This window comes from Enterobacter sp. WPR_3_1 (assembly GCF_003635055.1).
GTDB classification, from domain to species: Bacteria; Pseudomonadota; Gammaproteobacteria; order Enterobacterales; family Enterobacteriaceae; genus Enterobacter; species Enterobacter ludwigii.
On sequence record NZ_RBXU01000012.1, the window covers coordinates 219,936 to 231,631 of the forward strand.

13 protein-coding genes are annotated in these 11,696 nt (G+C 55.1%); 1 reads left to right on the plus strand and 12 read right to left on the minus strand.

The window, feature by feature from the left end; translation table 11 throughout:
• Window positions 1–605: 605 nt before the first annotated feature.
• The 10 genes from nth to blr form a co-directional block, all read right to left on the minus strand.
• On the minus strand, window positions 606–1,241 hold the full coding sequence (nth, locus tag BJ887_RS17700; protein WP_014169797.1) for an endonuclease III: 636 nt from the start codon (window positions 1,239–1,241) through the stop codon (window positions 606–608).
• On the minus strand, window positions 1,238–1,924 hold the full coding sequence (locus BJ887_RS17705) for an electron transport complex subunit E (RefSeq protein WP_020884326.1): 687 nt from the start codon (window positions 1,922–1,924) through the stop codon (window positions 1,238–1,240). Before BJ887_RS17705 ends, nth begins: the two co-directional genes overlap by 4 nt.
• Window positions 1,925–1,926: 2 nt before the next feature.
• Window positions 1,927–2,547 carry an electron transport complex subunit RsxG gene (rsxG, locus tag BJ887_RS17710; RefSeq protein WP_020884325.1) on the minus strand — a complete coding sequence of 207 codons (621 nt, stop codon included), beginning with the start codon at window positions 2,545–2,547 and terminating at the stop codon, window positions 1,927–1,929.
• A gap of 10 nt (window positions 2,548–2,557) precedes the next feature.
• Entirely contained in the window at window positions 2,558–3,610 is a 1,053-nt protein-coding gene (gene rsxD, locus BJ887_RS17715; protein WP_121340205.1) for an electron transport complex subunit RsxD, read from the minus strand.
• Entirely contained in the window at window positions 3,611–5,734 is a 2,124-nt protein-coding gene (gene rsxC / locus BJ887_RS17720) for an electron transport complex subunit RsxC (RefSeq protein ID WP_121340206.1), read from the minus strand. It lies immediately after the preceding gene.
• Complete coding sequence (rsxB, locus tag BJ887_RS17725; RefSeq protein ID WP_121340207.1) at window positions 5,727–6,305, minus strand: electron transport complex subunit RsxB; 579 nt, start codon at window positions 6,303–6,305, stop codon at window positions 5,727–5,729. Before rsxB ends, rsxC begins: the two co-directional genes overlap by 8 nt.
• Window positions 6,305–6,886, minus strand: a complete 582-nt coding sequence (gene rsxA / locus BJ887_RS17730) for an electron transport complex subunit RsxA (protein ID WP_014169803.1) — start codon at window positions 6,884–6,886, stop codon at window positions 6,305–6,307. Before rsxA ends, rsxB begins: the two co-directional genes overlap by 1 nt.
• A gap of 76 nt (window positions 6,887–6,962) precedes the next feature.
• The gene (locus BJ887_RS17735; protein ID WP_025204344.1) at window positions 6,963–7,403 is read right to left on the minus strand and encodes a DUF2569 domain-containing protein; all 441 of its coding nucleotides are present in this window, start codon (window positions 7,401–7,403) and stop codon (window positions 6,963–6,965) included.
• A gap of 86 nt (window positions 7,404–7,489) precedes the next feature.
• Window positions 7,490–7,705 carry a transcription modulator YdgT gene (ydgT, locus tag BJ887_RS17740; protein ID WP_006174966.1) on the minus strand — a complete coding sequence of 72 codons (216 nt, stop codon included), beginning with the start codon at window positions 7,703–7,705 and terminating at the stop codon, window positions 7,490–7,492.
• Window positions 7,706–7,937: 232 nt separating this feature from the next.
• Window positions 7,938–8,063: a division septum protein Blr gene (gene blr / locus BJ887_RS17745; protein ID WP_168112406.1), complete on the minus strand. Its 126-nt coding sequence runs from the start codon at window positions 8,061–8,063 to the stop codon at window positions 7,938–7,940.
• A 243-nt stretch (window positions 8,064–8,306) separates the two neighbouring features.
• Here blr and BJ887_RS17750 point away from each other — a divergent pair, with 243 nt between their 5' ends.
• Window positions 8,307–9,347: an oxidoreductase gene (locus BJ887_RS17750; protein WP_014169806.1), complete on the plus strand. Its 1,041-nt coding sequence runs from the start codon at window positions 8,307–8,309 to the stop codon at window positions 9,345–9,347.
• Window positions 9,348–9,392: 45 nt separating this feature from the next.
• On the opposite strand, the gene add is transcribed toward BJ887_RS17750, so the two are convergent.
• Entirely contained in the window at window positions 9,393–10,394 is a 1,002-nt protein-coding gene (gene add / locus BJ887_RS17755; RefSeq protein WP_014169807.1) for an adenosine deaminase, read from the minus strand.
• Window positions 10,395–10,490: 96 nt separating this feature from the next.
• Window positions 10,491–11,663, minus strand: coding sequence for a MalY/PatB family protein (locus BJ887_RS17760; RefSeq protein WP_121340208.1), 1,173 nt, complete (start codon window positions 11,661–11,663; stop codon window positions 10,491–10,493).
• Window positions 11,664–11,696: the final 33 nt, after the last annotated feature.

Consider the following 11,696-nt stretch of genomic DNA (forward strand, 5'->3'; position numbering starts at 1 on the left):
TTTTACATCCCATATTAACGGGGGTGTTCATCGCGTGATGGCCGTAGTCCATCCGCCTTATAGTTATATTGGGAGGAGAAACGGCGGGTAATGTTCACTATCCTGCACCGTCTGGCAATACGTTTGTAATAATCTGTTACATATAACTGGGCCGCTATAATCGGCGGTTCATACAAATGTTATTCAGCGTTAAATTTCATACGATCTGTAAAGGGAGTTTTTTTGACTGGCATTCACCCATAATTTGCCCTCAATGGCGATATGTTCTGCTATTTGAGGTTTATTGCAGTGATATAGCCCATATTCTGAAAAATAGCTGGTCTTATGTGTTGCTCGTGATGAGTTTGATCTTGTCTGGCAAAGGGTTTACGCCGCTTTTAACAACAAAAATTCAACACGAAGTTATCAGGGTGATCTTGATCACATATGTATAGAAATTTTCGGCTATGAAAAAAGTATTAACCTGTTTGAGCGTTAAAGGCTCGAACAAGTGATAAGGGAAGCGGTAAGGAAGGCGGATAAATTATGGTCAAAAGAAGGTCCTCTGGTAGACCCTCTTTTGGTAAGGAATTGCCGTTGCGTCAGAAAACGAAAAGCGGAAGATATCAGGGATACACTTTCTCTTTGTACTCGCAGAGATCTTCGATAATACAGGAGCCACAGCGAGGCTTACGGGCAATACAGGTATAACGGCCATGGAGAATGAGCCAGTGATGGCAATCCACCTTAAATTCGGCGGGAACCACTTTTAGCAGTTTCTCTTCAACCTGCTCGACATTCTTACCCGGTGCGAAGTTCGTGCGGTTAGAGACGCGGAAAATATGGGTATCAACGGCGATAGTCGGCCAGCCAAACGCGGTGTTAAGTACCACATTCGCAGTCTTACGTCCCACGCCGGGTAATGCTTCCAGCGCGGCGCGATCTTCCGGCACTTCACCCCCGTGCTGTTCCAGCAGGATCCGGCAGGTTTTGATCACGTTCTCAGCCTTGCTGTTAAACAGACCGATGGTTTTGATATAGGACTTCACCCCGTCCACGCCCAGCTCCAGCATCGCCTTTGGCGTGTTGGCGACCGGATAAAGCAGGGCGGTCGCCTTATTAACGCTCACGTCGGTAGCCTGCGCAGAGAGCAGCACGGCGATCAACAGCTCGAACGGGGAGTTAAAATTCAGCTCCGTCGTCGGGTGTGGGTTCTCATCCCGCAGACGGGTCAGGATCGCAATGCGCTTTTCTTTATTCATGAGGCCTTCTCGGGTATCCCTTCCTGTACGCTGCGCTCAGCCGCGCGACGCTTACGTTTTTCATCAATCAGGTATTTTATCGCCAGCATCATGCCGAGGCCAATAAACGCGCCTGGCGGCAGCATGGCCAGCAGGAACGGCGTATCGGTGTGGAAGACTTCGATGCGCAGCGCTTTAGCCCAGCCGCCGAGCAGCGCATCTGCGCCATCAAACAGCGTTCCGTTACCCAGGATCTCACGCATTGAGCCGAGCACGAACATGGCACCGGTTGCCCCCATACCAATAGAGAAACCATCCAGAGCCGACATCGCCGGGCTGTTTTTCACGGCAAAAGCTTCCGCGCGCCCGACCACAATACAGTTGGTTACGATGAGGGGAATAAAGATCCCGAGCGACTGATACAGACCGAACGCATAAGCGTTAATCAGCATCTGGACGATACTCACCACCGACGCGATGATCATGACGTAAATCGGAATACGGATTTCCGATGGCGTCCAGCGGCGCAGGGCAGAGATGGACAGGTTGGTCAGGGTGAGAACCAGCGTGGTTGCCAGCCCCAGACCCAGCGCGTTGGTGGCGGTGGATGTCACTGCCAGCAGCGGACACATCCCCAGCAGCTGTACCAGCGCGGAGTTGTTCTTCCACAATCCCTGGACGATAACCTCTTTAACCTGGCTCATGATTACTCCTCACAGGCCGGAAGATTGTTCATCTGCGCGGGCAGCGTTTCCGCATACAGCCCGGCTCGTTTTACGGCATTGACCACGGCCCGTGGGGTAATGGTTGCCCCCGTGAACTGGTCAAACTCGCCGCCATCCTTTTTCACAGCAAATGCAGGATCCGCTTCGCCGTGGATCACTTTTCCGGCAAAATGCAAAATCCAGTCGCTCAGACGGGTTTCAATTTTATCCCCCAGGCCTGGCGTCTCATGATGTTCCGTCACGCGCGTACCCAACACGGTACCGGAGAAATCGCTGCCGACCAGCAGTTGAATCGCCCCGGAGTAGCCATCGGGCGCCGTCGCTTCCATTACCGCGCCTACCGCGTTATCCCCCTTACGGGCAATAAAGACGCGGTGCGGGCCTTTGCCTAACTGAGGTGCCTGGACCACGAAGCAACTTTTCTGCAGGTCATTATCGTAGAAATCAGGGGGGATCACCTGATCGAACAGGGCTTTTTGCTGCTTCACCGCCTGTTCGTCGATGGTCGATTTGGTCAGGTTGTTCACCAGGGCCGTCAGTCCGGTGAGGACCGCGGCGAAAATGGCCAGCGTGACGCCATGTTTTTGCATTGTTTTCAGCATCGCGAAACCCTTAACGGTGGCCGTACACGCGCGGACGCGTGTAGTAGTCGATGAGCGGAACGGTGATGTTCGCAAGCAGAACCGCGAATGCCACACCGTCCGGGTAACCGCCAAAGCTGCGGATGAGCCACACCAGCAAGCCGGCCAGTGCACCGAAGATCAGGCGGCCACGGTTCGTGGTAGATGCCGTTACCGGATCGGTCAGGATAAAGAACGCACCCAGCATGGTTGCCCCCGAGAGCAGATGCATCTGTGGGCTGGCGAGCGATTCTGGCGAGAACACCCATCCCAGTGTGGCGCAGACCGCCAGCGTCACGAGGAAGCTGACCGGAATATGCCAGCGGATCGCTTTCTGCTGCAGCAGGAAGAGCCCGCCCAGCAAATAAGCAAGGTTCACCCACTGCCAGCCCGCGCCCGCCAGCATGCCGCTGAAGATGGCAGATTTCATAATCTGATCGACGGAGTGTCCGGCATGCAGGGAGGTTTTAAACGTATCGAGTGGTGTGGCCTGGCTGATGCCATCCACGCCCATACGCAGCGCGTTCATATCCGCACCGAGCGCGGTATGGCCGGTAAAGATAACGTGCAGGGCATCCATAAAGCCGGGTACCGTCGCGGCAATGTCATGCGGCGGCAACCAGCTGGTCATCTGAACCGGGAAGGAGATCAGCAGTACGACGTAGCCAATCATCGCCGGGTTGAACGGGTTATGGCCCAGCCCACCATAAAGCTGTTTGGCAATAATGACTGCAAACACCGTACCGAGCACCACCATCCACCACGGGGCAAACGGTGGAATACTGATTGCCAGCAACAGGCCAGTCAGCAGTGCTGAGTTATCGGCAAGTATGCGGGAAACCGCCAGCTTACGCAGTTTAAGCACCAGGGCTTCTGCCCCTAAGGCGCTGGCACCGCCCAGCACTATCTGGAACAGCGTTCCCCAGCCGAAAAACCAGCACTGTACGGCAATGCCCGGCAGCGCCGCCAGGCACACCAGCATCATGATGCGTGATGTCTGGCGCTGATTATGGGTGTAAGGGGAACTTGCGATTCTGAAAACCATTTAATCCTCGTTAACTGCTTGCTGTGCGGCTTTCTTCGCCTGAACGCGCGCAATGGCGGCGGCGACTGCGGCTTTACGTGGGTCGTCGTTTGCGGCCGGCTGCTGTTCTTCCTGCTGTGCTGCTTTGCGGGCCTTGGCGCGGGCAATGGCGGCTTCAACAGCCGCCTTACGCGGGTCGACAGGTGCTTCAGGTTCAGCGGCTTCAGGCTGCGCCGCCGCTTTACGCGCTTTGGCACGGGCAATGGCGGCTTCGACAGCCGCTTTACGCGGGTCGACGGGGGCTTCAGGCGTAGCGGTTTCAGTCTGCGCCGCTGCTTTGCGCGCTTTAGCGCGCGCGATCGCCGCTTCAACAGCCGCTTTACGGGGATCTACGGCCTCCGCTTCTTGTTCAACTACCACGTTTTGCTCGCCGGCCTTACGGGCTTTGGCGCGGGCAATGGCGGCTTCAACGGCGGCTTTACGCGGATCGATCTCAGCGTCAGAGGAGGCTGACTGTGCTTTTTCTGCCTGACGGGCGCGCGCAGCCGCTTTACGCGCTTCGCGGGCGGCAATCGCTTCGCTGTTATCCGGTTTTTCACCGGCCGGGATCACCACGGTCTGGGCTGCCGTCGCTTTTTTCTCCCGCACGCGTGCCAGTGCGGCATTAATCGCATCCTGGTCTTTTTCGCCGGGCTGAACTGCTGCCTGTTTGTGACGCGCCTGACGGGCCAGTTTTTCACGTTCCAGACGCGCCTGACGCGCTTCAAAACGCGCTTTCGCTTCGGCTGCGCGTTTCTCTTCCATGGAGATGGCATAAATCTCGGCCTTCTCCTGGCGGAAGTACTGCACCAGAGGAATGTTACTTGGGCAGACCCAGGCGCAGGCACCGCATTCGATGCAGTCGGCCAGGTTATGGGCCTGCGCTTTATCGTGCAGCTGACCTTTGCTGTACCAGTACAACTGTTGCGGAAGTAAATCCGCCGGACAGGCATCGGCACAGGCGCTGCAGCGGATACAGCCTTTCTCCTCCTGCTCTTCACCCATTTCGGTCGGGGAGGGGGCAAGCAGGCAGTTTGTGATTTTTACTACCGGGACATCGAGCCACGGCAGGGTAAAGCCCATCAGCGGGCCACCCATGATCACCATCTGGTCGCTGCCCGGGCAAAAATCAGCCTGTTCCAGCAGATGACGAACCGGCGTACCCAGACGCGCCCAGACGTTGCCCGGACGTGCGACAGATTCACCGGTCAGCGTAACCACGCGCTCGGTCAGCGGTTCACCGTCCACCACCGCACGTTTCACGGCGTAGGCTGTCCCGACGTTTTGCATCAGCACCCCGATGTCCGAAGAGCGTCCGCCATGCGGAACCTGCTTGCCGGTCAGAATTTGCGTCAGCTGTTTGGCGCCGCCAGAGGGGTACTTGGTTGGGATAACGCGCAGGCCGATATCGTGGCTGCCGTTGAGGACGGCGCGCAGCATCGAAATAGCCTGTGGCTTGTTATCTTCAATGCCAATCAGCACTTCGCGTGGCTGCAGAATATGGGCAAGAATGCGGATCCCTTCCACGACCTGCGCGGCGCAGTCCTGCATCAGACGATCGTCGGCGGTGATGTAGGGTTCACATTCTGCTGCATTGATGATCAGAGTCTGAATTTTATCGCCGCCGCCGTGCAGTTTGACGCCAGTAGGGAACCCCGCGCCGCCCAGGCCGGCAACGCCGAATTGATGAATACGCTCGATAAGCGCTTCGCGGCTCCGGTTGCGGTAGTCGCTCCAGCCGTCACGGTCTATCCAGCGGTCTTCTCCGTCGGCTTCAATAATGACGCTCAGCTCGGAGAGCGCAGAGGGGTGTGCTACGGTATGGGGGGCGATCGCCACCACTGTACCGGACGTCGGAGCGTGGACCGGCAGCATACGTCCGCGACCGAACGTTAACGGCTGGCCGCGAAGGACGGTATCGCCTTCTTTCACGCACAGTTCACCCTCAGCACCGATATGCTGTTTCAGCGGCATGACGTAACGGGACGCCAGCGGAATTTGGCGCAGCGGCGTGCCGTTGGACTGGGTTTTCATTTCAGGTGGATGGATACCACCGTCAAAGTCCCAAATCTTCTCTTTTCTGAAAGCAGAAAATAACTTAAGCATGTTGTTCCACAGGAATGATGCGAACCGGAATGGTTTGAAGATCCCACTTCCAGCTTTCGGTAGTCGGTTCAACCGGGCGCAACGCGATACATTGCGTCGGGCAGGGTGCCACGCAGAGGTTACAGCCGGTGCACAGATCCGCCACGACGGTGTGCATGGCGCGCGTTGCGCCAACGATGGCGTCGACAGGGCATGCCTGGATGCATTTTGTGCAGCCGATACAGTTCGCTTCGTCAATCACGGCGAGGGCGCGAACCGGCTCCTGCACATCTTCATCGCCGTCAACAGGTAGCGGGTCAACGTTAAGCAGGGCGGCTATTTTCAGCATTACCGCTTCACCGCCGGGTGCGCAGCGGTTAATTTTTTCACCCTGCACGCCTACCGCTTCGGCATAGGGGCGGCAGCCAGGATAGCCACACTGCCCGCACTGGCTTTGCGGCAGAAGCTCATCGATTTTTTCTACAACAGGATCGTCCTCTACCGCGAAACGGCGGGAGGCGTAACCCAGAATAAGGCCAAACACCAACCCCAGCACGCTGATAGAGGCGATGGCTATCCAGACAGTACTCATTACAACTTCACCAGACCACTAAAGCCCATAAAGGCCAGAGACATTAAACCTGCTGTCACCAGGGCGATCGCGTTACCGCGGAATGGCGCAGGGATATCCGCTGCTGCCAGACGCTCGCGAATCGAGGCGAACAGCACCATCACCAGAGAGAAACCGACGGCGGCAGAAAAACCGTACAGCGCCGATTGCATGAAATTATGCCCAAGGTTGATGTTCAGCAGCGCCACGCCAAGTACTGCACAGTTGGTGGTAATCAGCGGCAGGAAGATACCCAGCAGGCGATAGAGAGCCGGGCTGGTTTTACGCACCACCATTTCTGTGAATTGCACTACCACCGCGATGACCAGAATAAAGGACAGCGTACGCAGATAGATTAAATCCAGCGGGATGAGGATCCAGTTATCAATCAACCACGCGCAGATAGACGCCATCGTCATCACGAAGGTGGTGGCCAGCCCCATGCCCATCGCAGTTTCCAGCTTTTTGGAAACCCCCATAAATGGACACAGGCCAAGGAACTTCACCAGGACGAAGTTGTTAACCAGCACAGTGCCGACAAAGAGCAGTAAGTAATCGGTCATTATTTAGCCTGAAATAAAAAAGCCGCCTATTATCGGACAAACCACCGCAGGCGACAACAGGTTATCTGTAAGGTTATTACGGGTTCACAAAGGTGTTCTTCACCCGCGTCGAACGCTTGAAATAGGGCACCAGCAGCGCCGCCGCCAGTAACGGGAAAAGCAGCTGGCGAACGGCCAGGGCATCAGAAACTGGCGAAAAAGCAAAGGCTTTCACCGCCAGCAGGACCGAAATCAGCAGCCAGATAATGTAGTGTTTAGGGACACCCTTACGGCGCTTAAAGAAGGCAATGGTCAGCCATAGCGTGTAGTACCACATCCCGATTGCAAAAACGAACGACACAAACCACATCGTAATATTAAGCACACTTTGCGACATCAGGGTCTGGATTGCATGAGGTGTAATCAGAGCGGTGGTATAAAGCAGCAGCGCAAGTGATGCGCTTAATAAGGCAACCAGCAGCCATGCCAGTGGGGCGATTAACCAGCCTCCAATTCGTTCTCCAGGCGTTGCGGTCATGAACTCTCCCATAATCTGCGCGAAATGTTGTACAGCCAGTTTGCAGGGCGGAGAGTATATAACATTTCGCGCGGATGGCTACTTTCTTATAAAACGTAGCGCCATACAGACTTAGGCACTTCACCGACGTTGAACAAACGGCCACCGGAGACCAGCTCCGCACGGCGGTGGTCAGCGGCGCGATACATATTGATGATTTCCTGATTATCCGACAGCGTGTAGTTCAGATGGTCAAACAGTTTTTCCAGGCTCTCAAGCGAATTGATCTTGCGAAATTTTAATAAATAGTCCTGAACTGTCATATTAATAAGTTTCCATATAAAAGTGAGTAATACCAGTTAAGGTAATTCGTCCGAATAATAAACGGATTAATAAAGACGTAAACAGCCCACTCAGATAACGCGACTAAATTAGGAGTTTTCTTTGCTGAAAGTACAGGCATCAGACGATGCCTGGAAGAGAAGGTTAACCGTGTTCACCAGGGCTGGCAATAAGTAACTGACATATTATGTCACTCTTTATTGCGGTAACCGGTTACTTAGGTTGGGCGACGGTGACAGGCTCCGGCGGCTGGTAGTTATCGATATGGCTGGCAACGCCAAGCAAAATGACCGATACCCCAAGGACAATCCATCCCGCTAATTCAATGATTCGATTAATAATTGACGTCATGACTGGTACGTGTAATTTATCCATAAATACAGGTTGCAAATTTTACAGCGCCGTTTCCCCCGCGGCAAGTGCTTTGGGAACGGTTCCCCTAAACAAAATCAGAACGTTAAATCTATGTAACAAAAACAACCGGCATAGCCTGCTATTTTACGTCATATGGCACATGATTAATCTGTAAGAACGTCAGAGCAGCCAGTGTGAAATAAGATAGTCATAAAAGAGGGCAACATTATGAGTGATAGCATCCGCGTCGGGCTTATTGGTTACGGTTACGCGAGCAAGACTTTTCATGCGCCTCTGATTGCCGGGACGCCGGGCATGGCGCTGGCGGCAGTTTCCAGTAGCGATGCCACGAAAGTGCATGCCGACTGGCCCTCCGTGCCGGTTGTTTCTGAACCTAAGCATCTTTTTAACGACCCTAATATTGATCTGATCGTCATTCCCACCCCCAATGACACGCATTTTCCGCTGGCAAAGGCCGCACTGGAAGCCGGTAAGCACGTTATTGTCGATAAACCTTTCACGGTGACGTTGTCACAGGCGCGCGAACTGGATGCGCTGGCAAAAAGTTTTGGAAGAGTGCTTTCGGTATTTCATAACCGCCGCTGGGACAGTGATTTCCTGACGGTAAAAGCGCTCCTTAATGAAGGTACGCTGGGCGAAATCCTCTTTTTTGAATCGCACTTTGACCGGTTCCGCCCTCAGGTCCGAAACCGCTGGCGTGAGCAAGCCGGGCCGGGCAGCGGCATCTGGTACGATTTAGCGCCGCATCTTCTCGATCAGGCCGTAAATTTGTTTGGCCTGCCGGTCAGCATGACGGTTGATCTGGCCCAGCTCAGACCCGGAGCGCAAACCACTGACTACTTTCATGCCGTCTTGAGTTACCCGCAGCGGCGTATTGTACTGCACGGGACAATGGTGGCAGCCGCCGAATCAGCGCGTTATATCCTTCACGGTACCCGCGGGAGCTATGTGAAGTTTGGTCTCGATCCTCAGGAAGAACGCCTGAAAAACGGCGAGCGTTTGCCGCAGGAAGACTGGGGCTATGACATGCGGGACGGGGTTGTGACGCGGGTGGAAGGCGAGGAGAGGGTTGAAGAAACGTTACTGACGATCCCGGGTAACTATCCGGCGTATTATGCCGCTATCCGTGATGCGCTAAACGGGACGGGGGATAACCCGGTTCCGGCCAGCCAGGCGATTCAGATTATGGAATTGATTGAACTGGGGATTGAATCAGCCAAACACCGCGCAACGCTCTGTCTGGCGTGATTCTGGCAAAGCCGGGTAAGGCTAAGCGCCCACCCGGTAACGGGCTTAGCCGCGGGCGACCTTATCCCTCAGCGCCTGTTTCTCTGCTGGCGTCAGGAAGGCGATGTCCAGGCCGTTAATCTGCGCCTGGCGGATCTGATCCTGACTCAGGCCAGCCTGCGGTGCGGCGACGGTGTACTCATGAATAATATCCACGCCCTGTACTGCCGGATCGTCCGTGTTCAGTGAGGCCAGAACACCGTGCTCCAGGAAGGTTTTCAGCGGGTGATGCGCCAGTGATGCCACTGTGCTGGTCTGAATATTAGACGTCAGACAGGATTCAATACCAATACGCTGCTCGGCAAGGAAATCCATCAGGGCGCGATCTTCAACGGCTTTGACACCATGACCGATACGCTCTGCACCCAGCTCACGGATGGCCTGCCAGATGCTTTCAGGGCCTGCCGCTTCACCGGCATGCACGGTAATGTGCCAGCCGGCGTCACGCGCGCGGTTGAAATGAGAAAGGAACAAACTGCCCGGGAAGCCGAGTTCATCCCCCGCCAGGTCAACGGCAGCGATCGCATCACGATGTGCCAGTAACCCTTCCAGCTCCTGCAGGCAGGCCGCTTCACCGAAGGTACGGCTCATAATGCCAATCAGGCGAGCCTGAACGTCGAAGGTTTTACACCCTTCGCGCACGCCGTCAATTACCGCTTCAACCACGCCTGCAACGGGCAGGTTGTGGGTCATCGCCATATAGCCCGGCGAAAAGCGCAGTTCAACGTAGTGCAGGCCATTACGGGCGGCATCTTCAATATTTTCGAAAGCAACACGGCGGCAGGCATCCAGCGAGGCCAGCATCTTCACGCCCCAGTCGAGTTTGCTCAGGAAACTGACCAGATCCGGTTCATTTGAGGTAACCTGAACGTGGGGGATTAGGGTCTCAATCGTTTGTGCAGGGAGCGTGAGATTGTACTGGCGGCCAAGATCGAGGATGGTTTGGGCACGAATGTTACCGTCAAGATGGCGGTGAATATCAGTTAGTGGCAGGCGTGTATCAATCATGGTCGCACTCTTTTCTGGTTAAAGTGCGTCATATTATAAAAACAAAACGAGGTAAAAAGCTATTTGCGCAAGGGAATATTCCGTTGCGCAATCTGATTACAGGAGCGTCGTTATGCCAGCGATCAGCCGCTGAACCCCTTGCTCAAGCTTGCTACGCGGGCATCCCGCGTTCAAACGGACAAAACCGTTACCCTCTTCGCCGTAGGTGTATCCCGGCATGATGGCGACCTTTTGCTGCTCAATCAGGACTTTTTGTAGCATTTTATCGTCAAGGTTGAGTGGACGTAAATCGATCCAGGCCAGATACGTGGCTTCGGGTGGCTGCCAGTTGAGCGTCGGAAACGCGCGGTGTAATTCGCGTGCAATGTACGCCAGATTTTCTTCCAGATACGCCCGCAACGCATCCAGCCATGGCTCTCCCTGCTGATAGGCAGCAATGTGGGCCGTCAGCGCCAGCACGGAAGGGGAAGAGAGCCCGTCACGACCTTTTAATGCGCGGAGGTAACCGTTACGGCTCTCTTCATCGCCAATCAGCCCCCAGGCACCGGTGAGCGCCGGTATGTTAAAACTTTTTGAACCAGAGCTCAGAAGTGCCCATTTGCCGCGTGCCACTTCATTCCACGGCGTATGGCGACGGCCTCCCCACACCATATCCATATGAATTTCATCGCTGATCACCGCCACGTCATAACGGGCGCACAGTTCTGCCATGTGACTCAGCTCTTCACGGGTCCAGACTTTACCCGTGGGATTTTGCGGGCTGCACAGCAGCAAAATTTTGTTTTCCGGTTTTGCCAGCGCCGCCTCAAGCGCGGCCCTATTTCCCTGCCAGCCCGTGGCATGTTTTTCCATCGCCACGCCGACCACCTGTCGGGCATTCCCCTCGATGGCCTTATAGAACGCATCGTAAGCGGGGGTGTGGACCACCACGCCGTCGCCGGGAGTTGACCAGAGGCGAATCAGTTCGGATACCATATAAATAACGGAAGGCCCGTACACGAGCGATTCGGTATCAATGTGGCTGTTAAAGCGCTGCCGGAACCAGTACGCCACAGCGGCGAGAAACTCTTCATTTTTCCAGCGGCTGTAGCCAAACACCCCGTGATGAATACGCTGGTGCAGCTCTTCGGTGATGCAGGGCGCGGTCGCGAAATCCATATCGGAGATGGTGAAGGGCAGCAGATCGGCCGCGCCAAAGCGGTCGGCGACATAGTCCCACTGCGTGCACCAGGTGCCGTGTCGATCCACGACGGTTGAAAAATCGAACATGACTCAAGTCCTTAAAGAAAAACCCCCTCAGCG

What these genes read in the sequence shown, in the direction of transcription:
- nth (WP_014169797.1), bottom strand. Translation starts at nt 1,241, where the DNA reads ATGAATAAAGAAAAGCGCATTGCGATCCTGACCCGTCTGCGGGATGAG.
- BJ887_RS17705 (WP_020884326.1), bottom strand. Translation starts at nt 1,924, where the DNA reads ATGAGCCAGGTTAAAGAGGTTATCGTCCAGGGATTGTGGAAGAACAAC.
- rsxG (WP_020884325.1), bottom strand. Translation starts at nt 2,547, where the DNA reads ATGCTGAAAACAATGCAAAAACATGGCGTCACGCTGGCCATTTTCGCC.
- rsxD (WP_121340205.1), bottom strand. Translation starts at nt 3,610, where the DNA reads ATGGTTTTCAGAATCGCAAGTTCCCCTTACACCCATAATCAGCGCCAG.
- rsxC (WP_121340206.1), bottom strand. Translation starts at nt 5,734, where the DNA reads ATGCTTAAGTTATTTTCTGCTTTCAGAAAAGAGAAGATTTGGGACTTT.
- rsxB (WP_121340207.1), bottom strand. Translation starts at nt 6,305, where the DNA reads ATGAGTACTGTCTGGATAGCCATCGCCTCTATCAGCGTGCTGGGGTTG.
- rsxA (WP_014169803.1), bottom strand. Translation starts at nt 6,886, where the DNA reads ATGACCGATTACTTACTGCTCTTTGTCGGCACTGTGCTGGTTAACAAC.
- BJ887_RS17735 (WP_025204344.1), bottom strand. Translation starts at nt 7,403, where the DNA reads ATGACCGCAACGCCTGGAGAACGAATTGGAGGCTGGTTAATCGCCCCA.
- ydgT (WP_006174966.1), bottom strand. Translation starts at nt 7,705, where the DNA reads ATGACAGTTCAGGACTATTTATTAAAATTTCGCAAGATCAATTCGCTT.
- BJ887_RS17750 (WP_014169806.1), top strand. Translation starts at nt 8,307, where the DNA reads ATGAGTGATAGCATCCGCGTCGGGCTTATTGGTTACGGTTACGCGAGC.
- add (WP_014169807.1), bottom strand. Translation starts at nt 10,394, where the DNA reads ATGATTGATACACGCCTGCCACTAACTGATATTCACCGCCATCTTGAC.
- BJ887_RS17760 (WP_121340208.1), bottom strand. Translation starts at nt 11,663, where the DNA reads ATGTTCGATTTTTCAACCGTCGTGGATCGACACGGCACCTGGTGCACG.